General features: G+C 32.8%; 19 protein-coding genes. 12 read left to right on the forward strand and 7 right to left on the reverse strand.

Going from position 1 to position 25,420, the window contains the following annotated elements:
* The first annotated feature begins 33 nt into the window (after positions 1–33).
* Positions 34–1,143 (forward strand): SusF/SusE family carbohydrate-binding protein, encoded by a 1,110-nt coding sequence (locus ACXAHM_RS01140; protein ID WP_474958549.1) that lies wholly within the window; start codon positions 34–36, stop codon positions 1,141–1,143.
* 143 nt (positions 1,144–1,286) lie between these two features.
* Positions 1,287–1,679, forward strand: coding sequence for a response regulator (locus tag ACXAHM_RS01145; RefSeq protein ID WP_474958550.1), 393 nt, complete (start codon positions 1,287–1,289; stop codon positions 1,677–1,679).
* Here the strand turns inward: ACXAHM_RS01145 and ACXAHM_RS01150 are convergent.
* Both ACXAHM_RS01150 and ACXAHM_RS01155 read right to left on the reverse strand, forming a co-directional pair.
* Positions 1,676–2,119, reverse strand: a complete 444-nt coding sequence (locus ACXAHM_RS01150; protein ID WP_474958551.1) for a BLUF domain-containing protein — start codon at positions 2,117–2,119, stop codon at positions 1,676–1,678. The genes ACXAHM_RS01145 and ACXAHM_RS01150 overlap by 4 nt on opposite strands.
* A 4-nt stretch (positions 2,120–2,123) precedes the next feature.
* A complete protein-coding gene (locus ACXAHM_RS01155; RefSeq protein ID WP_474958552.1) occupies positions 2,124–6,035 on the reverse strand; it encodes a chemotaxis protein CheB in 3,912 nt (1,303 codons plus the stop codon).
* Between the two features lie 111 nt (positions 6,036–6,146).
* Here ACXAHM_RS01155 and ACXAHM_RS01160 point away from each other — a divergent pair, with 111 nt between their 5' ends.
* The 3 genes from ACXAHM_RS01160 to ACXAHM_RS01170 all read left to right on the forward strand — a co-directional run bounded on the left by ACXAHM_RS01160 (position 6,147) and on the right by ACXAHM_RS01170 (position 8,487).
* Positions 6,147–6,638 (forward strand): GNAT family N-acetyltransferase, encoded by a 492-nt coding sequence (locus tag ACXAHM_RS01160; protein WP_474958553.1) that lies wholly within the window; start codon positions 6,147–6,149, stop codon positions 6,636–6,638.
* 184 nt (positions 6,639–6,822) lie between these two features.
* Entirely contained in the window at positions 6,823–7,632 is an 810-nt protein-coding gene (locus ACXAHM_RS01165; RefSeq protein ID WP_474958554.1) for a hypothetical protein, read from the forward strand.
* A gap of 363 nt (positions 7,633–7,995) precedes the next feature.
* Positions 7,996–8,487 (forward strand): Lrp/AsnC family transcriptional regulator, encoded by a 492-nt coding sequence (locus ACXAHM_RS01170; RefSeq protein WP_474958555.1) that lies wholly within the window; start codon positions 7,996–7,998, stop codon positions 8,485–8,487.
* Positions 8,488–8,611: 124 nt separating this feature from the next.
* Here the strand turns inward: ACXAHM_RS01170 and ACXAHM_RS01175 are convergent, their stop codons facing one another.
* Positions 8,612–10,312: a hypothetical protein gene (locus ACXAHM_RS01175; RefSeq protein WP_474958556.1), complete on the reverse strand. Its 1,701-nt coding sequence runs from the start codon at positions 10,310–10,312 to the stop codon at positions 8,612–8,614.
* A 2-nt stretch (positions 10,313–10,314) separates the two neighbouring features.
* Positions 10,315–12,885 carry an AAA family ATPase gene (locus tag ACXAHM_RS01180; protein WP_474958557.1) on the reverse strand — a complete coding sequence of 857 codons (2,571 nt, stop codon included), beginning with the start codon at positions 12,883–12,885 and terminating at the stop codon, positions 10,315–10,317.
* Between the two features lie 135 nt (positions 12,886–13,020).
* Between ACXAHM_RS01180 and ACXAHM_RS01185 the strand changes: the two genes are divergently transcribed.
* Together ACXAHM_RS01185 and ACXAHM_RS01190 are read left to right on the forward strand one after the other, a co-directional pair.
* Positions 13,021–14,397, forward strand: a complete 1,377-nt coding sequence (locus tag ACXAHM_RS01185) for a YfcC family protein (RefSeq protein WP_474958558.1) — start codon at positions 13,021–13,023, stop codon at positions 14,395–14,397.
* Positions 14,391–15,305: a lysylphosphatidylglycerol synthase domain-containing protein gene (locus ACXAHM_RS01190; protein WP_474958559.1), complete on the forward strand. Its 915-nt coding sequence runs from the start codon at positions 14,391–14,393 to the stop codon at positions 15,303–15,305. Before ACXAHM_RS01185 ends, ACXAHM_RS01190 begins: the two co-directional genes overlap by 7 nt.
* A gap of 46 nt (positions 15,306–15,351) precedes the next feature.
* On the opposite strand, the gene ACXAHM_RS01195 is transcribed toward ACXAHM_RS01190, so the two are convergent.
* Positions 15,352–15,891, reverse strand: coding sequence for an NAD(P)H-dependent oxidoreductase (locus ACXAHM_RS01195; RefSeq protein WP_474958560.1), 540 nt, complete (start codon positions 15,889–15,891; stop codon positions 15,352–15,354).
* Between the two features lie 167 nt (positions 15,892–16,058).
* Here ACXAHM_RS01195 and ACXAHM_RS01200 point away from each other — a divergent pair, with 167 nt between their 5' ends.
* Positions 16,059–16,916 (forward strand): histidinol-phosphatase, encoded by an 858-nt coding sequence (locus ACXAHM_RS01200; RefSeq protein ID WP_474958561.1) that lies wholly within the window; start codon positions 16,059–16,061, stop codon positions 16,914–16,916.
* Positions 16,917–16,955: 39 nt separating this feature from the next.
* On the opposite strand, the gene ACXAHM_RS01205 is transcribed toward ACXAHM_RS01200, so the two are convergent.
* Complete coding sequence (locus ACXAHM_RS01205) at positions 16,956–17,489, reverse strand: NUDIX hydrolase (protein ID WP_474958562.1); 534 nt, start codon at positions 17,487–17,489, stop codon at positions 16,956–16,958.
* Positions 17,490–17,656: 167 nt separating this feature from the next.
* Between ACXAHM_RS01205 and ACXAHM_RS01210 the strand changes: the two genes are divergently transcribed.
* The 4 genes from ACXAHM_RS01210 (at position 17,657) to ACXAHM_RS01225 (ending at position 23,910) form a co-directional block, all read left to right on the forward strand.
* Positions 17,657–19,942: an NADP-dependent malic enzyme gene (locus tag ACXAHM_RS01210; protein ID WP_474958563.1), complete on the forward strand. Its 2,286-nt coding sequence runs from the start codon at positions 17,657–17,659 to the stop codon at positions 19,940–19,942.
* Positions 19,943–20,122: 180 nt separating this feature from the next.
* A complete protein-coding gene (locus tag ACXAHM_RS01215) occupies positions 20,123–22,240 on the forward strand; it encodes a nitrite reductase (RefSeq protein ID WP_474958564.1) in 2,118 nt (705 codons plus the stop codon).
* Between the two features lie 76 nt (positions 22,241–22,316).
* Positions 22,317–23,093, forward strand: a complete 777-nt coding sequence (cobA, locus tag ACXAHM_RS01220; RefSeq protein ID WP_474958565.1) for a uroporphyrinogen-III C-methyltransferase — start codon at positions 22,317–22,319, stop codon at positions 23,091–23,093.
* A 268-nt stretch (positions 23,094–23,361) separates the two neighbouring features.
* Positions 23,362–23,910, forward strand: a complete 549-nt coding sequence (locus tag ACXAHM_RS01225) for a precorrin-2 dehydrogenase/sirohydrochlorin ferrochelatase family protein (RefSeq protein WP_474958566.1) — start codon at positions 23,362–23,364, stop codon at positions 23,908–23,910.
* 48 nt (positions 23,911–23,958) lie between these two features.
* Here the strand turns inward: ACXAHM_RS01225 and ACXAHM_RS01230 are convergent, their stop codons facing one another.
* A complete protein-coding gene (locus ACXAHM_RS01230; RefSeq protein ID WP_474958567.1) occupies positions 23,959–25,329 on the reverse strand; it encodes an alpha/beta fold hydrolase in 1,371 nt (456 codons plus the stop codon).
* Positions 25,330–25,420 lie beyond the last annotated feature (91 nt).

A 25,420-nucleotide genomic window follows, 5' to 3' on the forward strand; every position in this document is an offset into this window, starting at 1 on the left:
ACTACGCTCTCTTGAATTCAAAATCTTAGAATAATGAAAAAATATTTATATACATTATTGATTGCGTTAGTGGTATTCGGCTGTAAAGACGATGAACTATCTCAATTGGATAGCAACGAGAACTATGTTGCTCCTACTTTTGTAACTGTTCCAGAAGATCAACTGTATGTACTTAATGTTGAAGAAAAAGAAAATGTTTTTACGACATTGGAATGGACTGCAGCTGATTATGGTGATCCTCAATTAGAATACAAATACAATGTTGTAGCAGAAGTAGAAGGATACGAAAATGAAGCTATTGTTACTTCGGTTACAGGTTCTAGAACTTCTGTTGATATTACTGTTGTAGATATGAACAGTGCGGTAAATACTATTACAGGTATTACAAATGCTGGTGGTGTGAAAGAAGAAAGTGTTACACTTAGAGTAGAAGCTTTTATCGGTGATTTTAGCGATAACATTACAAACACTACAACATCTAATACACATTTAACAATCCAACCTTACTTCGTAATCGAATCACCTGAAAACTTATATGTGATCGGTGACGGTGTTGGTGGTTGGGACTGGGGTACTCACGATATCCAACTTGTACCTGTTCACTCTCATGAAGAAAAATTCTGGGCTGTACTTTACTTAGAAGCTGGAAAAGGAATTAAATTCTCTCCAGAACAAGCTTGGAGTGGTGCTGAGTTTGGTTCAAACGGTGCTGGTAATGGTGAATTTGGTGTAAGAAACTTTGGTGGCGATAATATTGCTACACCAGTTGAATCAGGATACTATATGGTTATTGTAGATTACGGTTTAGAGCAAATTCTTATTATGGAACCTGAAGTATACTTAATGGGTGATGTAGTTGGAAGCTGGAACTCTTATAATCCAGATGCTTTAATGGACGTGGATAACGCAAATAAAGTAATTACAACGACTAAAGATTTAAATGCAGGTGAGTTACGTATGTACGTTTCTGGTATGTATGAAGGAACAAACTGGCTAGGAGATTGGTGGCAATCAGAGTTCATCATTTTAAATGGTGAAATCGTTTACAGAGGTGCAGGAGATGATCAAGAAAGAGTGCCATTAAGTGGTGGTACTACTACGATCAACCTTAACTTCCAAACATTAGAAGGAGAGATTAAGTAATTAATAACAATTCTATATAAAGCTGATATACTTTGCATTAAGTAAAGTATATCAGCTTTTTTTTGCATGTCTATTTTTAAAGAATTAAATTAAAATAACTATTAACAGGACATTACAAGACAATTCTATCCCAAATATTCACTATGACACAACTAATTTTTATTGATGATGATCAATTGGTCATTGAAATTTCTAAAATTATCACTAATTCATTACCAGAAACTATTGATTTAAATAAACAGTATTACAAAAGTGGAGATTTCTTTTTCCATACAATTGACTCATTGCATTTTGAAGAAAATAATTTATTGTTTCTTGACCTAAATATGCCTGGTTTAGATGGATGGCAAGTGATTGATGAATTAATAACAAGAGAGTTAGTTACTAGCTTTAAAATATTTGTATTAAGTTCTAGTATGCACCCTAATGATAAAAAAAGGGCTGAAATCCACCCTAATATTGAAATGTATATTGAAAAACCATTATCCAAGCGTAAGCTTAAAGAGTGCCTTGAGTCGGTACATACATCGATTTAATAATCACTGTTTTGATTTTTAGTCTCTGCAATTTTATTCAACATATTATCTAATTTTGTTTTTACTTCTTCCTCTTCAAAAATCTTATTTCCTACCGTAAAAAACACAGTTTCTAAAAGGTCATGGAAGCCAATTTCTATCAATTCATCATATTCGATATATTTCATACTCCAGTCTTTGAAGATCCTCTTTTCTTTTTCATTTAAGAAAATAGATTTCTTAATATGATGCCTTTTATCATTCTCTAAATTGATGATAAGTTGCTTTATTCTAGCTTCAGGCCCTTCAATATATTGAATAAATGTATCTTTTTTAAAGGTTAAATAACCCGTAATATCATTCTTTTTATTTTCTCTTTGTGCTAGTTCTTGTATCTCATTAAGTTCATTAATCTCAAGGTGAGATTCAGAGTCACTAGAATAAATGTAGGATGTAATCATAGTTTTATATCGGTATATTAATAGAGAAAGTAGTGCCTTTATTGACTGTTGATGAAAGATCTATATTTCCACCTGTAGCTTCAACTTGTGTTTTTGTAAGGAATAATCCTAATCCTCTCGCATCTTCATTTTGATGGAATGTTTGATTCATCCCAAAAATACGATGTCCATACTTTTCAAGATCAATCCCTTTTCCATTGTCTTTTATTCTTATAATTATCTTTTCCTTTTCCTCGTATGCTTCCACTTCAATCTTTGGTAAACGCTCTTCAGATCTATATTTGATGGCATTACTTAATAGATTTAAGAAAATACTTTTTAGGTATTCTTCAGGATATTCAATAGAAAGATTACGTTCTACATCAAGACTTATAATAACACCATATTTGTTAATCTGCCCAGAAAGAATATCAAGTACTTTCATTAATTCATTCTTTACATGAATTGTAGTACGTTCTAATTTTGTTTTCTGCTGCACCTTAATTGCATGTGTAAGGTTATTGACAGTATTCTCTAGCTGTGTCAATGCTTTTTCAAAAAGTAGAAGATAATTGTCTTTTGCGTCCGTCTTTTCCTCATTTTGATACAACTCCATTAATGCTAGTAAATTGGATAATGGAGAACGAATATTATGAGAAGCGATATAAGTATAACTTTCTAATTGTTCATTTTGAACAGCAAGTGTTTGGGCTGTTTTTTCAGCAAGTTCTACAGTTTCTTTCCATTGTTTCTCTAATGATTTATTGTAAGTGTCATCAAAAACAATGGCAAGAACTTTTGATTCTAGATTCTTTGAATTTGGTTTTAAACCTATAAAATTCAAGTAAATCATTTCACCACCTCTATGAATAAATCGAAGGGTAGCTTCAAACCTTTTACCTGGATTTTTCACTACTTTTAAAAATAATTCACGATCATCGATATAAATCAATTTCATGAACTCCTGAAGTGGTATAACCTTATTGGTTTCGTCGATATCAAGCCAATTAATAATCGTTGAATTTAAAGCAATATATTCTTCTTTATCTTCAAAAATTTCTATTGTTCCAAATTGGTGAAGTTCAGAAATTCCTTCATAAGTATTGGCCACAACTTCTAAATTGACCTCACGATTATATTTAGTTGTGATATCTTCTATTGTTCCATATAGACTCACAATCTTACCTGCCTCATTTTTCTCTGAGAGACAGTGAAAATCATAATAATTTGCATTAATACACAAAGTAGTAGAGAAATAATCTCCTTTTGATAAACATTTATCTAAACCTTCTTTAAACGATTTTCTTGATTTATCATCTAATAGAGGTTCGATATTTCTCCAAAGGAAATTATCATAATTATCGTAATGAAAAATTTCTTTTACTGGCTCAGAAAAATTGAAAATATTAGATTCAGCAACCCAAGTCCATGTTTCTACATTTAAGAATGAAAAATATTCTTTGTAATCATCAACTTGTTTATTGAGTTGAATATTCTTCTGTTGTAGTTTCTGAATAGGTTTCAGTGTACTAATAGGGATAAACGAAAGAATAATGCCATAAGACTTACTAGCTTTATCACCGAAAGGAGAAACTCTAAGTAAATAGGTTTTACCTTTTTTCGTTTTCACTTCATGTTCTTGGAAAGAATTTTCCTTGATTGCTTTTTCAATAGCAGCCAATAACCCACCTTTCAATTCAAAAAAAGTATTGAATTGCATGATATTTCTACCAATATCTTCTTTTTCTATACCAAAAAACTCAGAAGTATTCGGGGCAATTCTTCGAATACTATAATCTTTATCAAGGTATAAACTTGCAATACCAGCGGATTGGAAAAGATTCAAGAAATCATCATTTAAAACTGAAATCTCGTCTAATTTATCTTTATACTCTTGGTTGACGGTATATAACTCTTCGTTGACGGATTGAAGTTCCTCATTACTAGATTGTAACTCTTCATTTGAAGACATCAGTTCTTCATTATTGACCTGATAATCTTCGTTCATTTTTTCAATCCTTCTTTGTGAAATTTTTAACTCTTGATGTAAGTGTTTGATTTCACTTTTTAGATTTTGAATGGTATTATCTTGTTCGATGATACTTTCATTTGTATCCTCTTTTCCTTCAAAAAATTCAAGAATGAATAAATCAATATTGTCTTCATTTTTCAATCTTCTAATGACAATTTCACAAACTACATTAGGTGTTTTCTGAAGTTTTAATCGATTTAATTTTCTATTCTTGCCATCCTCTTTGACTTTTTTGATGGTTCTAATGATATCTATATATATATCAAAATCAAATACTTCTTTTAGCACCAATTCATTCTTAGGAAACTTTAGATACTTACCCACTTCATCAGATGAAAAAATAATATCTTCCTTTTCATTAACGACGAGTATAGGTTGACAGAAATATTCGATGATCTGTTTTTCTATATTTTCGTAATCCAGTAAATCAGATCTTAAATTGTGATTAGTAGTGGTTTTCGGCACTTTTACTTTCTTCGTTGAAATTTTAGGATTTTTGTCGAAGTCAAAACCTTTAAATTTATCGACAAGTTTAAAAAATTTATGTTTGGTATTTTCTTCTTTTAGGAATTTATCAGAGAAATTTTTTTCTGATGGACCTAAGAAAAGATATCCATTTTTGTTCAATGAAAACTTAATGGTATTAAGAATTTGTTGCTGCACTTTTGGTTTTAAATAAATCAAAAGATTACGACAAATGATCAAGTCTATGTTTAAGAAAGGAGGAGTTGTTAGAATATCATGTTGAACAAAAGTGATGATATTTCTAATTTTCTCTTTGATGTGATAATTGTTACCTACTTTATCAAAATACTTCAATACAAATTGCTTTGGGACTTTTTCAATATCATCAGAAGAATATAGGCCTTCAGATGCTTTTTGAATGGCATAAGCATTTAAATCTGTAGCAAAAATCTTTATCTCTTTAATACTTTTATTTCCAATACTATTATCTAGCATCATTGCTACTGAATACGCTTCATGCCCTACACTACAGCCAATAGACCATATTCTAATAACATCTTTTTTATAAATCTTAGAAATGATATTTTTTTCTAAGTAATTCCATTCCTCCTTATCTCTAAAAAAACTTGTCACCCCAATTAAAAAGCTTTGCGCCAGTTTTTGACATTCTTGAGGTGAGTTTTCCAATAGTTCATAGTATTCTTTGATGGATGAAAGATTTTGATATTCCATCATTTTTAATACTCTTCTGTACAAAGTTTGAGGTTTATAAGCAGAATAATCTATGTTTTCCTGTTGGCCTATAAGCTCTAAAATATTTTCTATCTTTTGGTAATAACTCTGATGAAGTTCACCGTCTGTCTGAATGATATTTTTGAGGGAATCTGCAATTTCCTCTGCACTAATGATAAAATCAATTTTGGTAGATTTAATGGCAGAGAAGGGCATCCCATTAAATTTTGCAGAGTTGGGGTGTTGAACAAAAGTAATACCACCTGCATCATTGATTGCTTTTAAACCTTCTGTACCATCGCTACCTGTACCGGATAGAATAATACCTATAGCATCTTTACCATATTCTTTTGCCAAGCTTTCAAATAATGTATTGATAGGAAAAGTCAGCATCTTTTCATCTTTTGTCCTTTCTTCAACACTTAAAAGTTTATTCTTAACAGTAAGAATAGAATGGTTATTAATAATATAGATATGGTTGGGTTCAATAATATGAGACTTATTGACTTCGATTACAGGTAAGTGAGTTATTTTTTGTAATAACTCAGGCATCAGACTTTTATGTGACTGAGATAAATGCTGAACGATAATAAAGGATACACCTAAATCTGTGTGATAGTTTTCAAAGAGGTTTTTGATAGCCTCTAAACCACCAGCAGATGCCCCAATACCGACGATATAGTTTGATTTATCCGTAGTTTCAGTCATAAAATTTAATTGAAAGTGTACTTTTGTACTCTCAAAATAGATTACTTTGAGAACTTTTACAACTAGAAAGTAAGAATGTAATTCATCCTACAAAATATTTTTTAATAAGTGATGTTGAAAATAAAAATAGCAAAGACAGAAAATGATCTTCAACAAATAGAAAAATTAGCGTTTGAGATCTGGAATGAACATTATGTACCAATAATTGGGCAAGAACAAGTTGATTATATGTTGGATAAATTCCAGTCTATTGTAGCAATGCAACAACAAATTAAAGAAGGGCTACTCTACTACCTTTTTTATTGGAATGATGTTCCTGCAGGATATTTAGGTTTTAAAGAAGAGGAAGAAAATATCTTTTTAAGTAAAATTTATGTTGCGTCAAATTTTAGAGGTAAGAAAATTGGAAAGGAGGGGATTGCTTTTGTATGTCAATATGCTAAAGATCATGATAAAAAAGGTATTCGATTGACGGTAAATAAATATAATACTAACTCTATTGAAGCCTATAAGAAGATGAATTTTGAAGTCATTGATGAAGTAATCGCTGATATCGGTAATAACTATGTAATGGATGATTACATACTGCTTAAAACACTGTAAATGTTAATTTTAACCCTATTTTGACTAATTCTAGGTATTTTTTTTATTGTAAATACACGATTTAGACTATTTATGACGTTTTAAATTTAGAAAGAACCTATATAATCCTATCTTTGCGGGAACTTATATAACAAGCAAGAATTATATGAAAACTTCTATACTATTTTTATTACTTATGTGCTTTATGAGCACATTAGGATTCGCTCAAGATTATTATGTACTGCACTTAAATGGTGAAATTAAAGACGCGAATTCTCAACGTAACCTGATGGTCGGAGATATGATTAAATCCGATACTGAACTTATTTTCTTTAGCCCTAATGCAAAAGCAATTGTTATTAGTAAAGAAGAAGGAAGAAAGCTGTTAGATGGAACTAAAGCAAGAGATAATCATCATGGCGAATTTGAAGCATTATTAAAACAAGTAATAATGCCTGTAGCTGCAAATGTAACAATGAGTAGCAGAAGAATTAATGCTATTCCTAATGAAAACATTAAAAATATTGAAGCTTATTTTGGCTCAAACCAACGTGTTGTCTTTGGTGATGAATATGTGTTGAACCTTGATCCTGAGGTATTCAAAAAGAAAGGAGGACATACTTATATTTATCGTTATGAGATAGATAAAATGCCAATCAATAAAGTATTAAAAATCTATGATGGTCAAGTGACACTCAGTAAGGCTGCACTTTACCCTATAGACAGATATGATATTCCTGAAAATGGTTCTAAAGTAGAAATTTATCACACAAGTGTAATTTCTAAGAAATCAGAACTTATGGGTACAATAAAAATCTGCTTCTTGAATGATAAAGTATTATACAAAGAAATTCATGCATTGATCAATGCTCTTCAATTAAAAGGGGACGACGAGGCAATCATTGCAGAATCCAATAATTATATCTCAGCTCAATATGGAGAACCTTTTGAAGGTGATCTAAAAGATTGGCTAATGGATAAAAAGTTTATTCCATCTACTGTTGATTTGAAATGAGAGGAAGATAAGGATTAAAAATCCATAACTTTAAAATGACATATCTCAAAAGGGTATGTCATTTTTTGAATTTAGATAGGTTGAATAAAATGAAAAAGGTACGCGAAAAATTCACATACCTTTAACCTTAACCAATAAACAACACATAAAATAAACACATGCTTGAAGCCAATGAGGATTTACACCTCTGCCGCATTTATTCGATTTTTGATCAAATTATGCTTAGCTTTTCTGTATTTGAACTACAAATTTAGTGTATATTTCATTTATTTGAAATCTTTTTAAAGTTATTAATCCATTTTTTCAATAATTGTAATAAATTTGGGGTATTAATGAAGTGGATTTAATAAAATGGCGGAACTAATGGAAAAAATACCTGAGATTGATCACGTGGATATTAAAATTCTTTCCGAATTGCTTAAAGATGCGAAGACTCCTTATACAGAAATTGCTGAAAGAATCTTTGTTTCGGGTGGTACGGTACACGTGAGAATGAAAAAAATGGAGAAAATGGGTATCGTAAAAGGATCAACTTTGGATTTAGATTTTTCAAAGTTAGGGTATGATATCACATCTTTCCTAGGTATTTATTTGGAGAAGAGTAGTCTTTACGAAGAAGTGTGTACTGAGTTAGCTAAGATTCCTGAAATTTTGAACTTGCATTATACAACTGGTGATTGGAGTATTTTTGTTAGAATTGCTTGTCGTGATACTAACCATTTACGTCAAGTAATTCAGGACAAAGTTCAAAGTATCAATGGTATTACTAGAACAGAGACATTTATTTCTTTAGAGGAAAAATTCAACAGACCTTTAGCGTTTGATGAGTCAGATATGACTGAAGAAATTATTTAAGAAACTCTTTTTTTAATAGATACTACTATAGTACAAGGCCTAAAAGTACTATAAAAGAAAAACGTTCTAGAGATTAATATCTTAATGTCTAGAACGTTTTTTTATTTTCAGAATTTAATGAAGATTATAAACCGACATTCCATTCTCTCATCATTTTTTTAATACTTTGTTTGATTGGATCATTGCTTTCAGAATTATTCATGACAATACCTATTATAGGTAAGAAATTATCATCATAATTCATCGTCCAAACAGGCCTACCATAACAAGCATTTGGACAGATTAACCACAAGAAATCAGGTTTTTGATGATCTCTTTTTTCTCCAATCACTCTCACACAAGTATAATACTTAAAAGAAGACTCTTTAAGATCCTGCTCCAATACTGTTTTAGCCATTTTATATTTGGCATCTAAAATACCATATCTCAATGATAAATGAGGGTCACAGTATTCTAACACAAAGTCAGGTGTATAATAGAAGCTGTCTCTATGTGGCTTACCATGTAAAACCAAATGAGTATCTCCTGGTTCTCTTCCTATCTGAGGTTGATACAATAAGTTCATTTGCCATTTACCATTAATAGGCTGTATGGAAACACGCTTCGGTATAAATTCTCCCTCTTCGATATCACCAATTTCTAATTTGTAATTAAAGTCTTTGAAGCATTCTAATAATCCATCATACAATTGATAATAGGTGTACAACTCGTAAATCTGGTCAAGGAAGGAAGTCTTCACTATTCCAGAACTGTCTTGCGTATCCAATTTTAAATTATAAACCTGTAAAAGGTTTAGAAAGATATTAGAATACACGTTTACACTGCTGAACCTTTTGGTCAATTGAGGTGGATGTACATTTGGCTTTGAATTAGGGAAGAGTTGCATGTACTTTCTTTCTAATCGATAGAGCCTTGTACGAATATCATTGGCGTCCTCAATAGCTTGAGCATTCAGAATAACCTGAGCGGCTTCAAAAGTAGCATATCCACTTCCTTCTGTCTGTAACAAACTTTTTTGATCATTGACAGCTTCAATATGCGTTATCAATTCATCAATAAGTTTTCGAGCCCAGAAAAAGCCACCAAGAATACACTCATTTTCGTACAATGCATACTCCATTTTAATAATAGGAGCATCTATGCGATCGATAACAGTATATTGACCGTTGATCTCAATAGCATCTGGATGATCTTTTAATGAATCATCAAAATAAAGTTCATCTAAATGCTCAATCAACCAATCTATACTTTGTTCATCAATATTTGCGGTAGCAAAATCTTGAACCTCCCTATCTTGAACAGTAGTATATCTCGGACTGTGTGCTAAAGCAGGCAACACCTTTTCCATATCAGTAATAAACTTCTCCAAAGGGGAGAGGCGTGTCATACTGATTGTATTGGAATGATGATGTTCAGACTTTTCCTCAGTAGTAAAAAGTTGAAGTATCAACGACTTATTTTTATGATATAAATAAGTAATCATACTTTCAGCGTCCTCACTACTCAATTTAGAGGCATCAATACGAACTTGAAAAGCGTCTTGTCCACAGCGGACTGTTGCGAGTCCAAGCTGATTTGAAAAATGTTGTCCTAAGCCTACAGTGACATATCCATTTTGTTCATCATTAGTGATCAATGTAGGTTCAATTTCTACATCGTCAATGTACACTTGAGTGTCATGAGGCAGTTCGTAATAATGAAACTCTAATTCATAGAAATGATGCTCCAAAACGACGTGTAAGCCGTCGATTGGGAGCACCTCTTCTCTTTCAGTATTATAAGGTGGAGTACTTTCTTTTCTTATATGAAAAATTTTGAACTCCATAATTATCCATCAATTGAGAAGTAGTTATAGAAGTGATGATTAAATCCTTCTTTGCCACCTCTTTCCAACATTTTTTGTAAAGTCCATTCTGCATGAGAATCTTTTAAGGCAAAACTCTTCACTATTTCTAGTAATGATTTAATGCCTTCTCTTGCTTCAGGTCCTTGTAGATTGATACGTGTGAACACTCTTTGCGCTAAACAATAATCTAAAGGTCTGAATTGTTCGATCATAGCTGAATGAGCAAGGTTACAATATTCGATGACAGCCTTATGAGTACGTAAACTAATCTGAATACCTAAGTTTCTCAACTCAGAAGCAATTTGCTCAAAACGCTCTTCCAGTTCTGAATCGATAAATTCAAGCTGATCTGGAGCTAACTCTTGTTTAAAATCTTTAAGATCAAACAGTGAACGAACGCTTTCAAATGGAATCTCAAAAGGTTCAGGCATAATGATTTCAGAACCAATCAATGGCATATCATGTCTTGGTAAATCCAAACGAACAATATGACAACGATCTAACAATCTAGGAGAAACTTGTTCTGTGGTAGAATCCAAGTTTAGCGTCCCCAAGAATCTTAAATTATTTGCATATTCTATTGATTCATTATTACCTAAAGAAATCTTTAAACCTTTATCCAATTGTGCTTTTGAATCTGTCAATGAATAGAATGAAGCCCAATAATGTTCTATAGGACTTAGATTTGCTTCATCTAAAAGACAATAAGACATTGGAGATTGTAAATAAGTGGAATTTGTAAATTCACCATCCAATTGTTTCAATAAGTCATACAAATCTGTATTTGCTCTTTGAAAACGCTTTGATAGTGGATTCGCAAAACCAATAATATCTTTTTGAGAAGACCAACCTCTAGCGACAGAAATCTCAGAATAGCGTTTTGGATTGGTCAATGACTGAATCATATAACGCCCTAATGAAGTCTTACCAGAACCAGGAGGTCCCCATAACAACGTAAGAGAGTTTTGATGCATTGAAATCAAAAGGTTGGCAATAAAGTGTTCTGGATAATTTCTACCCAAACGCCCCAATCTTTTGTGTACTTTCTGTGATAAATCTTTTAAAGTTGAAATAGGAGAAGGATTTTCAATAGAATAATCATTCACTACGACAACTTCTTCAGTAGGTGTTGCTTTCTGACTATTAGAACCATTTTGATTGAAAACATCCAATTGCATTTTTGTTTTCAATAAATTTTTAAGTGCAGTATCAGCATCTTCTTGAGCCTTAATAAACTCTTCTTTTAATGCAGAAATAGACACTTCAAGGTTATGTTTGATGTCCTTTGCGTTATCAATTTCTTCATTGATACGGGCCAGGTTATCAAAAGTATGTGCCAACTCGATTGCTTCAGCACGGTCAGAAAGTTCTTCTCTTACTTTTTCTAGTTTAGAAAGACCTTCTTCAATTTCTTTGTTGATTGCAAATTCTCTTTCCTTCTGAAGGCTTTCACGAATCTTTTGCTCATTGGCTCTAAGATTATTGATGCCTTCTTCTAGGTCTTGCATTTCTTCTTGTAAACGACCTGTTTCTTTTCGTACAAGGTCACGTTCACGTTTTTGCTGAGCAACTGCATTGTCAAGTTCCAACTTCTCATTTTGAAGGGAATCAAGACTAGCTTTGAAAAAGTCATTTTCAGCAAGCGAAGTTACAAATTGTTGTAGATATTGAAGGTTTTCCTGTGGTTTTTGGAAAAGTTTCTCTAGACGCTGGTATCGCTCTTGGAATGAGTGAATAGCATTGTCTTTTGAGATGGCTTTCCATACTTTATCAGCTACTTCAAGAGATTGTTTTTTATTCAATTGGTCTTCTGCCCATTTAAATAAATCTTGTCTGCTGATAAAATCTACAGTTTCCTCAATGTAGTACTCAATATCATGGGTACTACGAACAAGCTTACGTTTCAATCCTTCTTCTGGCATATTGAATTCCAAAAATGCCTCTGAAGGTAAGTTGTAAGCTTCTACACTTTTACGAACACCAGTTGCCGAAAGACGAATTGCTTTTGCTTCTGTACTCGTTTTAACACCAACAAATGGACCGTAAACCAATCCATTTTTGGACTCTACAAAGAACTTACGTTCCTGTGCGACATACACCTCATTGATGATGTCATAATAATGTTTGTCTGGATGAAATAAATGTAACTCAAAGTCAATTTCACCAGGGAAGATTTCAAATAATTGATCTTCAGAAAGTACGCTTAAGCGATCAGCATGGGTAATATGCTTAGTTAAAGAGTGTTCTTTATTATGCTCATCATCATCTGTGAGCTGTTTATTTGGTCGAACACCTTTAACTTTTATTAATTCCTCTAATTTAAAATCAGTCGTTAATGTATAGGGAGCACTTGCTAAAAATATTGTTTCACCTAACTTACTAATGTCTAATTTAAACCAATCTTCACCATCGAAATAAAATAATGGAATGATAAATTTTTTATGCTGCTTAAAATTCTGAGGGTGCTGTGCACCAACTATATAACTTTCTTCACCTAATGCCTTGTAACTATCATAATCATCAAAAATTTCATCTAATTCTTTAATTTTCATTTTAAAATATGTAATTGTAATTTTTTCTACTTGAAAAATAGTCAAACTTACGCATTAATAAAAGTGATTTTTTTTAGTTTGTTTACTCTCTCTTCAATAAGTTTGTGAACAATACGACTTTGAACTCCATTCTAAATGAAAAAACTTCCAGATACTTTAGTTATCGCATCGGTTATCCTACTTATTTTTATTGGTTTTACATGGATTATTCCCTCAGGTGAATATAGCCGTGAATTGTTGGACGGTAGAAATGTTTTAGTACCCGGATCATACCAGGAAGTAGAGGCTTCTCCTCAAGGAATTACTTCATTTTTTACAGCACCATTAAAAGGGTTTATTTCTGCGGCAGAGATTATCGCTTTTATATTTATTGTAGGTGGAGCCTTTGGAATGATGAGTGCCACAGGTGCTATAGAAGCTGGTTTACAAGGTCTCGTTGGGTGGAGTAATCAACATACTTTTTACAAAAAAATCATCATCCCGTTTATAACTGTAATATTTTCTATTGCAGGTGCTACATTCGGTATGTCTGAGGAAGTATTGATCTTCATTTTAATAACCATTCCAATGGCCAAAGCAATGAAATTGGATCCTATCGTTGGGGTCGCTATTCCATTTGTGGGTGCGGGAGTAGGTTTTGCAGGAGCGGTAAGTAATCCTTTTACAATAGGAATTGCCCAAGCTATTGCAGAAGTACCACTATTTAGTGGATGGGAATATAGAATTTTCGTTTGGGTGATTTTTACCTCAATTGCTGTAATATATTTGATGCGCTATGTATCCAAAATTTCAAATGATCCAAGCTTAAGTTTATTAGCAGGTCGTATTGAAGATGAAAATACTTTAGAAGATGCGGAAGAAATTGATTTGACTTGGCAACGTGCATTTGTATTATTTTTATTTGCTTTAGGTATTATTGCATTAGTAATAGGTGTAGCCAAATATGGATGGTATATGATTGAAATCGGTGGATTATTTTTCGCTATCGGTGTTATTGCCTGTATTGTTTGTGGTATTCATATGGACAAAATGAGTGATGGATTTGTTAAAGGTGCTAAGGAAATGATGACAGCAGCATTAGTCGTTGCTTTCTGTAAAGGTATTTTGATTATTGCTACAGACGGTAAAATCATTGATACTGTATTGCATGGCATTGCCTCAATGGTCAACGGACTTCCTCAAGTGGCATCAATTGAAGCGATGTTTTTATTCCAAAGTGCTTTAAATACTTTCCTACCATCAGGCAGTGGACAAGCGGCGTTAACAATGCCAATTATGGCTCCTCTAAGTGACTTATTAGGTATTTCAAGACAAGTTGCTGTGCTCGCTTTTCAATTTGGAGATGGTTTGACCAATTTAATTATACCTACAAGTGGCGTAACTATGGGCGTTCTCTCTATTGCAAAAATTCCATATGAAGTATGGGTGAAATGGATGGGACCTTTATTGTTAATCCTCATGTTTGCAGCTGGGCTATTATTACTTGGGCCTATGTATATTGGAATATGGTAAAAAAATATCAAACGCAAATAGGTTGGTTTTTAAAAAGTATAGCAGTGGTTTTAGCACTGTTTGCTACTTATAAATTTGTAGAATACTCCCCATGGGAAAATCTACAAATAGATGCCCCTGAGTTTCTTTTTTTAGCCATTATTTTAATGCCATTGAATTGGTGTTTAGAATCTAAAAGATGGCAAATCCTTTTAAAACCTTTATTTAAGGTAACTTTTAGAAAAGCATTATTTGGAGTGTTATCAGGGTTAGGTGCCTCTTTTTTGGCAGGGAAAACGATTGGTAATGTATTAGGAAGATATTGGGCAATACCTAAAGAAGTCGATAGAGACAAATCAATAGGGGCTTTGTTTGTAAGCCAATTAACCCAAGGAATTCATACTTTTTGGATAGGTATCCCTTGTCTACTTTGGTTTTTAAAAAGTCATGTAATAAAGGTTCAGGAAGAATATCTCTATTACTTAACTGGTATGTCTGTTCTATTGCTATTAATCGTTGTGGTATGCTGGAAGAATATTCAACAATTATCTTTTATTCAACATATTTTCCAACGTTATTTTTCAATATTAAAATTATATACCTCAGAGACTATACTAAAGACATTCAGTTTAGGTTTATTGCGTTATTCGGTCTTTACAATACAGTTTTTATTAATAGTTCATGCACTAAATAGTTCCATTGCTATTGGTGTGATATTACTTGTCATTCCCGTAATCTTCTTAATTAAAACGATATCTCCCAACCTTGGAGGTTTACTAGATTTAGGCATTAGAGAGATTTCCACTCTTTATATTTTCGAATACTTATCCTTGGATCCACAAACAGCATTAATGTCAGCTTTGATCATTTGGGGAATTAATATTTTAACTCCTTCATTAATTGGATTAGGAATACGTTGGAAAATTTAGTTTTTCATTATTCATTCTTAATTTTTCATTAAACTAAAGTCATACCTTACAAATTCTCATTCTTGATATGAAATATATATTCATGGGCATAATTATCTAGTTCTACTTTATTTTCTTCTTTGGTGAAGTAGATAGTTCCGTGAATTGTAAAAATGGGTTTGTAATTCATTCCTGTTAAAGATGCAGATTGTTGAAGAGGGCGCATTAATTCACTAATTGTATAATTATTTCTAGCACCAGCCTGATAAACGTCTTTTGGTCCTCCAACGGTAGTTGCTACCATGAAATCTTTACCATTAAGTTTATCTCCTTTACTTCCATAACCAAAACCATATTCAAAAACATCATCAAAATATTTCTTTAATAAAGGAGTGACATTATACCAATACAAAGGAAATTGAAAAACGATTCGATCTGCTTTTAGCAATGCATTTTGTTCTGCATCAACATCAATATCCCAATCAGAATACATTTGGTATAAATTACGTACTTCTATTTCAGGGTATTTTTGTAATTCATCATGCAATCTTTTGTTTATTGTAGATCTGCCAAAATTGGGATGGGCGAGAATAACTAATATTTTCATGATAATTAATGATAATAAGGGCAATGGGTAAATAATTCTAAGTAATTAGTTTTGAGTCTCAAAATTTTTTAATGTAACTTCTCACTTTAAGAATAGAAAAAAATAAGATTATACTATTGAAGAAGTATCTTTAATAGTAAATCGTTTTACTACTGAATTATTAATATATGAAGCCCGCTTGGACAAACTTTCACAGTCATACTTTTTATGATGATGGTAAATCACCTCTAGAAGATTATATTGTTGCTGCGATTGAACAAAATGTAAAGTCTTATGGCTTTTCAACACATTCTCCAGTACCTTTTCCTTCTTCATGGAATATGAAAATGGAAAACTACCGTGAATATTTAGCAGAAATAGACCATTTGAAAGAGAAATATCAAGGGGAAATACAAATTTATAAAGGATTAGAAGTAGACTATATTGAAGGGAGATGTGGTGTGCATACTTTTCCAGAATTAGAATACTCAGTAGGGTCAGTGCATTATGTTAATCAATTTGAAACGGGTGAGTATTGGGAAATTGATTATACCAAAAAACATTATGATAAAGGACTACAAGAGATTTTTGGAGGAAGTATTCAAAGGGCTTTTCAACGTTATGTAGATTTGAATATCAAAATGTTAGAAGAAGATACGCCATCTGTTTTAGGGCATTTAGATAAAATGAAAATGCATAATTCAACAGGGAAATGGTTTGAGGAATCGGAAGAATGGTATCAGGAATTAATGCAAAATTACTTGGAAGTAGTAAAAACAAAAGGAGTAATTGCAGAGGTAAATACAAGAGGAATGTATAAAGGGTATTCAGAATTGTATCCCAGTCAATGGATCTTAGAAAAATTAAATGAGATGAATATTCCAATTACATTAAGTTCTGATGCTCATATAACTGCAGAAATAACAAAAGGGTTTAGAGAAACAGCACAACTTTTAGAAGAAATTGGTTTCAAAGAAATGACTGTTCTTTGGGATGGAAAATGGCAACCTTTTAAATTTGATAAGGAAGGAATTTATTTACCATAAGTAAAAAAAGGGTGTAATGGATACGCCCTTTTTTCATCTTTAATATTTGACAAATTTTCCCAAATGTACTTCTTCTTTTTCAGGGGAATTGATATAATGTTTTAAGGTAAATGTGGAGGATTCGAAGGCAATTTCTTCCCAAGGAATGTCTTCTAAATCAAAGAATGAAACTTCTAAACTTTCTGAAGTAGACTTTTCATATTCTTCACTTTCCAAATCCACTAAAAATAAAAGATAGACTTGATTAAAGTTCGGTAATGAAAAAACAGTATGTAAGCGATTAATACTTCCTTTGGCACCTGTTTCTTCAAATAATTCTCTTAATGCACCTTCTTCTGGAGTTTCTCCATTTTCTAAGAAACCTGCTGGTAAATTCCAATAACCATAACGAGGTTCTATTGCTCTCTTACCAAGTAAAACTTTTCCATTAAACATAGGAATACAGCCTGCAATGATACGAGGATTTTGATAATGTATCGTATCACATTGTGCACAGTAATAGCGATGTTTATGATCACCTTCAGGAATAATAAACTCAAGTTGTCCGTTACCACAGTTGCTGCAAAAATTCATAAGTTTAGTTAAAGGATAAGTTTAAAAAAGAAGAATTAGATCTAATTTATAAAAAACTTTACAGAATAAAGAAAACTAATTTTTAATCCAAGGTAAAGTAACTACTTTTGAGCACAATAATAAACACTCAGTTATATTCACTATAAATATAAATCAAGTAATTAGGTATGTCTAAGAACGTAATACGTAAAAAGGACTCATTAGAGTACCATGAAAAACCGATACCAGGTAAAATTGAGGTAGTACCTACAAAAAAGACAAAAACACAACGTGACTTATCTCTAGCTTATTCTCCAGGTGTAGCTGATCCTTGTTTGGAAATTGCCGAGAGAAAAGAAGATGTTTATAAATATACAGCAAAAGGAAACTTAGTAGGTGTAGTATCAAATGGTACAGCCGTTCTAGGTTTAGGAGATATTGGACCTGAAGCGTCTAAACCTGTAATGGAAGGTAAGGGCGTACTTTTCAAAATCTTCGCAGGAATTGATGTATTCGATATTGAATTGGATGCAAGAGATCCTAAGAAATTTATCGAAGCGTGTAAAACGTTGGAACCTACTTTTGGAGGGATCAACTTAGAAGATATAAAAGCACCGGATTGTTTTGAAATCGAGCAAACATTGAAAAAGGAAATGAATATTCCTGTAATGCACGATGATCAGCACGGTACAGCTATTATTTCAGGTGCAGCATTATTAAATGCAGCTGAAATTATAGGTAAAGACTTAAAAGATTTAAAAGTGGTAGTGTCAGGTGCAGGAGCATCAGCAGTATCATGTATTAATATTTTCTTTGAGTTAGGAGTAGACAGAAAAAATGCTATCGTTTGTGATAGTAGAGGTGTAATTCGTAAGGACCGTGAAGGTCTTTCAGGTAACAAATTAGATTTAGCAACGGAAGTAGATGTACATAACTTAGAAGAAGCATTAGTAGGTGCTGATGTATTCTTAGGTTTATCAAAAGGAAATGTAATGTCTGCTGAAATGTTGAAATCAATGGCTGACAATCCTATTGTTTTCGCATTAGCGAACCCTACACCAGAGATCGATTACGATTTGGCAATGAGTACTCGTGATGATATCATGATGGCTACAGGTCGTTCGGATCATCCTAACCAAGTAAACAACGTATTAGGTTTCCCTTATATTTTTAGAGGTGCACTAGATGTTAGGGCAACTGAAATTAATGAGGAAATGAAATTAGCTTGTGTTAGAGCAATTGCAGCTTTAGCAAAAGAGCCAGTTCCTGAAGCCGTTACACAAGCGTATAATGTAGATCGTTTGATCTTCGGTAGAGATTACTTCATTCCAAAGCCATTAGATACTCGATTATTGACAACAGTAGCTCCAGCAGTTGCTCAAGCTGCAATGGACAGTGGTGTTGCTCAAACAACAATCGATGATATGGAAGCATACAAAGAGGAACTAGTTCGTAGAATGGGAACAGGTAACGATATTATGCGTCGTTTAGGGGTGAAAGCAAGAAATGCTTCTAAGCGTGTGGTATTTGCGGAAGCGGATAACCCTCATGTATTAAGAGCTGCACGTATCGCTATGGATGAAGGAATTATCGAACCAATCTTATTAGGTCGTCGTTCTAGAATCCGTACAATGATTGAAGCTTTGGAATTAGATGAGTTATCTAATGTTGAAATCATTAACCCTCGTTCTGAAGAAAGTAAAGAAAAATGTAAAGAGTACGGTGAGAAATTCTACGCTAAACGCCAAAGAATGGGTACTACTTTATATGAATCATTAGACTTAATGACAAAACGTAGTTACTATGCTTCTATGATGGTGGAAGAAGGAGATGCTGATGCAATGATTGCCGGTATTCACCGTAACTATATCTCTTCTTTAACTCCTTCATTGAGAGTAATCGGTACAGTGGATAATAAGTCTGTTTCGACAATGTATATGGTCTTGACAAACAAAGGACCATTATTCTTTGCAGATACAACAATGATTGAAAATCCTACACAACAACAAATCGTTGAAATTACTGAGGCGGTTACTAAAAATGTGAAGGAATTCTTCAAAATTGAGCCACGTGTTGCTTTATTAAGCTACTCTAATTTTGGATCATCGAAAAAAGGAGAGGATTCTCAAAAGATGAAATATGCTAGAGAAGTATTGAAAGAAAGAAATCCTAACTTGGTAGTAGAAGGAGATATTCAAGCTAACTTTGCTCTGAATCCTGAGAAAACAAAAGCCAACTTCCCATTCTCTGAGTTAGCAGAAAAATCAGCGAACGTTTTAGTTTTCCCTAATTTATCTTCAGCAAACATTGCCTTGAAAATGTTAGAGGAAATTTCTGACTCTACTTTAGTAGGACCTATCGTAATGGGAATGAAAAAACCAGCTCATATTTTACAAATGGGTGCCAATGTTCAGCAGATTTTAGATATGATCACTATCGCCAACCTTGATGCTCAAAATCAAGAAGGTAATTAGTATTTTTCAAAGAAAACATAAATTAATAGGGATATTTTCAAAAAATATCCCTTTTTCTTTTGAATTATATATTTAACTGCTTAAAATTGCAAAAGACCATCAACCAATGGTCTTTTACTTTACATCATTAGTATAGTAAACCGATAGGGGATAAGATATAAAACTAATATTATACTCATCATGAGAAGCTTTAGAACCGAACTTGAAAACCCAATAGTCGAAAAGGATATTCTAGATTTAGAAAAGAAAATTAGACTATTTCACGAAGGAAATATTGACGAAGAAAAATTTCGTAGCCTTCGTTTAGCTAGAGGTGTTTATGGACAACGTCAGCCAGGTGTTCAGATGATCAGAATTAAGATTCCTTATGGAAAATTGACAATGAGACAACTGAATAGAATCTGTGAGGTTTCTGATACTTACTCTAATGGTAAACTTCATATTACTACTCGTCAAGATATTCAAATTCACTATGTTTCTTTAGATGATGCACCGCAACTGTGGCATGAATTAGAAAAAGATGAAGTGACTTTACGTGAAGCATGTGGTAATACTGTGAGAAATATTACGGCTTCTGAGAAAGCAGGTATTGATGCAGAAGAACCATTTGATGTGACACCTTATGCACATGCGGCTTTCGAATATTTCTTGAGAAACCCTATCTGTCAAGAAATGGGTCGTAAGTTCAAAATTGCTTTCTCATCTTCAGAAGCAGATACTGCTTTTGCTTTTATTCATGACGTGGGAGCTATTCCAGTTTTGAAAACAATTAATGGTGAGGAAAAAAGAGGTTTTAAAGTATTGATCGGTGGTGGTTTAGGTGCTCAACCTTACATTGCTGAAACAGCTTCTGAGTTTTTAGAAGAAGAAAAACTTATTCCATTTATCGAATCTCTAATTAGAGTGTTCGATCGTCATGGTGAACGTAACCGTAGAATGAAAGCAAGAATGAAGTTCTTGTTACAAGATATCGGTAAAGATGAATTACTTCGTTTAGCAGAAGAGGAAAGAAAATCATTAGAACACCAAGAGATCTGGGTAGACCGTACTAAAGTAGATTCAGTTGTACTACCTTCTGAAAATGCAGCTGTAGAAGTTGAAGTTACTGATGAAGCAAAGTTTAATAAGTGGAAAGAAGCGAACGTTTTTGAACAAAAGCAAAAAGGTTTCTATGGTATCCTTGTTCGTTTAACTTTAGGTAACTTTGATACAGCTACTGCTAGAGAATTAATTAAGATTGTAGAAAAATATACTGCAGATGATTTTAGGCTAACTATTCGTCAAGGTATTTTATTAAAATATGTACGAGAAGCAGATCTAAAAGCTATTTTTAATGCTCTAGATAAAATAGGTTTTGCAGAAATCGGATACGATACTACAGCAGATATTACGGCTTGTCCTGGTACTGATACTTGTGTATTAGGTATTTCATCAAGTACAGGTATTGCAAGAGTATTAGAAGATTTAGTGAAAGTGGAGTATCCTGATTTAGTGACAGATGATACTTTCAAAATCAAAATCAGTGGTTGTCCGAATGCATGTGGTCAACATACAATTGCTCAATTTGGTATTCATGGTAGTTCATTAAGAAACAAAGCCAATAAAATGCAATTACCTGCTGCTCAAATCTTATTGGGTGGTGGTTTTGATAGTAAAGGTACACCACATATTGCTGATAAAGTAATTAAGATCCCAAGTAAAAGAATTGAAGAAGCTTTCAGATTTGTAGTAGATAACTATGATGAAAATGCAACAGAAGGAGAGTATTTTGTGGATTATTACAAACGTCAAGGAAAAGATTACTTCTATGAAATCTTAAAACCATTGGCAGTACTAGATAATCTAACTCCAGAGGATTACTTAGATTGGTATACAAAAGACGATAAATTTCAATTACATAAAGCTGTTGGTGAATGTGCAGGTGTAATTATTGACCTTGTACAAACATTGATCTTCGAAGCGGAAGAAAAAGCAGGTTGGGCTGAGGAAGCATTTAGTAAAGGCTTATTTGCGGATGCTATTTATCATGCTTACAGTAGTTATGTGAATGCTGCAAAAGCACTTCTTTTAGATAAAAAAGTAAAATTAAATAGTCATATGACAGTAATTAATCGTTTTGCAGAGCATTACGATGAGCAATTTAATTTTGCAGAAGGTTCATTTGTTGATCATGTTTTGAGAATCAATAAATACCAGGCATCTGAAGAATTTGCTACTAAATATATCGAAGAGGCTAAAGTATTCTTAAATGATGTTTCTAATCTTAGAAAAGAAGATTTAGCAGCTGAAGAAGTTTAAGTTTTCAACACCTGATCGTACAACGGTCAGGTGTTCAAGAAAATCTATCTACTAACGAACTAAAGACACACCTATTATGACAAAGACATTACAACCAGAGTTAACCCTTGTTGGGGCAGGGATAGGAGATCCAGATTTAATTACTGTGAAAGGGATGAAGGCACTGATGAGAGCAGACGTGGTTTTATATGATGCCTTAGTCTCAGAAGAACTTTTAGAATATGCACCCAATGCTAAGAAAGTATATGTAGGTAAACGTGTTGGTCAACACTCATTTAAGCAAGAAGAAATCAATCGTTTGATTGTATCACATGCTTTTGGTGGCGGTCATGTTGTACGTCTAAAAGGTGGTGATCCTTATGTTTTCGGTCGTGGTCATGAAGAAATGTTATATGCTCAGAAGCATGGTATTCGTGTGAATTTAGTACCCGGAATTAGTAGTTCAGTAGCAGCTCCAGCATTACAAGGTATTCCTGTAACACGTCGTGGTGATAGCCAAAGTTTTTGGGTAATCACTGGAACAACCAAAGAAGGAGAGGTATCTAAGGATATTGCTTTAGCAGCTCAATCTTCTGCAACAGTAATTATTCTAATGGGTACAAAAAAAATTGATCAAATTATGGATAGTTTCAAAGCTGCCGGTAAAGAAGATACCCCAGTAGCAATTATCCAAAATGCTTCTACTCCTCATGAACGTGTCGGTATTGGTCATGTACATAATATCGCTGATATCATGAGAAAAGAAGGTTTAGGTTCACCCGCAGTAATTGTGGTGGGTGAAGTGGTAAAACACCACGCAAGATATCCTAATCGCCTTTCTGATGTAGTAGTTAATGCAACAGTGAATGCTTAGAATAAAAATATAACAAATCATTAGTGGAGACGTGGCGTTGTGTGTTTCAATTTATAATACAAAGACATACATCGGTTAGTGGTTCAACAGTGTGCGTTGCGTTCCACTGATGGTTTTGACATCTAAAATTGCAGGGTATTTTTAAGTTTAACTTAATGTCCTGCTTTTTTTATTTAGTTGGTTTAATGTATTTTTGATTACATTATTTTTTAATACAAACAAAAAAGAACTTCCTATTATGAATCAAATGTTTCCCATATTTATAAAGATGTCTGAGATCTCAACACTAATTGTGGGTGGAGGTAATGTTGGACATGAAAAATTAGAAGCTATTCTAAAAAACAGTCCTAATGCAGTAGTGACAGTTGTTTCCCTAGATTTTGGAACAGATTTATTAGAATTAGCAGCTAAATCCCCATCTGTAAAATTGGTCAAAAAAGGATTTGAAAATTCAGATTTAGATGATCATCATATAGCTTTATTAGCTACAGATGATTTTGGGTTACATCAAGAAATACAAAAAGAAGCCAATAAAAGAAAAATGTTGGTGAATGTGGCTGATACACCAGATTTATGTGATTTCTATCTTGGTTCAGTTGTGACAAAAGGAGACTTGAAAATTGGAATTTCTACGAATGGAAAGTCACCGACTTTAGCCAAAAGAATGCGTGAATTCTTAGAAGATGCACTTCCTGATGAAACACAACAATTATTGGATAACTTGAGAAGTATCAGAGATAAATTGAAAGGAGATTTTGCTTTCAAAGTGAAAAAATTGAATGATATTACACAACAAGTTTTTGATAAGAAAGAATAAGAAAAAGGCCTTAATAAAATCGTTTTTTATTAAGGCCTTTTATTATCATTATGCTTCCCAATCAACTAGATTTTGGTCACTACTGACGACACCATCTTCATCGACATATACATAATTACCATCGACAAGTTCTAACCCACCAACATTAGCATGAAGATAAATTTCAATAGGTTCTTCTTCTTTGATGGCTTTCATTGGATAACAACGATTGGCAAGAATACCAATTCTCATTTTATCCAACTCGGCTGTATGTCTAAAATTAGCATCAGTGATCATTCCTTCCCACTCTTGATGGAGTAATGCATAGGCAATTTCTTCATCAATTAAAGCATCTAATTTCTTACTTTCCCATTCAACAACAAGTATTTTTCCTTTCCCATTTTCCTCTTGAATTCTTTCCAAGACTAATTTGGGGTTGTTTGTTTTTAGGCAAACAGCAGTACCATGAAAAGCTTTTTTATTTCCAATTTGTTTGAATTCTCCAGAAGCAACTCTAACCTTTTTTCTAAACTGATCACAAAGGAAACTTGTTTGGATTTTTACACCACTATCAAAAGATTTATTCTCTATAAATTTAATAGTATCAGCTACAGATTTTTCAGGTATTTCTTCCATTGGAATATGGCCCACACCTTCATAAATAATCAATTCAGAATTGGGTAAACTAAATTGGAATTTATAAGCATTTGTCAATGGAATCCATCTATCTTTTTCACCCCACATGATTAATGTAGGTGTATCCATTTGTTTTAAGTTCTCCGAATGATCTTCTAAGTGACTATTCGCAATATTGATAAAAGCCTCTCTATTTCCTTTTCTAGAGAAAATTTCATGATATCTATTAAGTGTTTTTTCATTCACTCTCTTAGGGTCACCGTAAGCATTTTTCAAGAAGAATTCTACAAATGATTTAGGAGCTTTGAAATATTCAGCAACTCCTTGGAACATTTTGAATTCCTTCATGATTGGATTTTGTACCAACTTGAATAGCATTGGAATTGAATGCTTGTCATTGAACCCAGCAGCATCTAAAAGGATTAATCTTCGAACTTGTTCTCTAAATTGGAAAGCATATTCCCAAGCAATCCAACCACCCAAGGAAGAACCTGCTAAGTAAAACTTTTTAACTTCAAGTTTCTTAAGAAAAGTATTTAAGAAATCTATGTATATATCTACAGAATACGTTTTATCAACCCTAGGACCGGTTAATCCAAATCCAGGTAAATCTAATCGTATTACTTTATATTTTTCTTTTAGTTTTTCAGCCCATTTATCCCACGTATGCAAAGATGAAAAAGTGCCATGTAGAAGTACGATAGGAAATCCATTTCCTTCTACTTTATAGTGGACTTTCATCCCGTCAATCTCCATAAATTGAGAGGATTCATCAGTATATTTTTCAAATAAATTAATTGACATGATTCTCTTAGTTTAGATGAATATACGTTCATATATCAACAATATATACTTTTTTAGAGAAAAATTAGTTTCTAACTTAAAACATATTAAT

Source organism: Flammeovirga sp. AWQ4_249 (assembly GCF_056161045.1).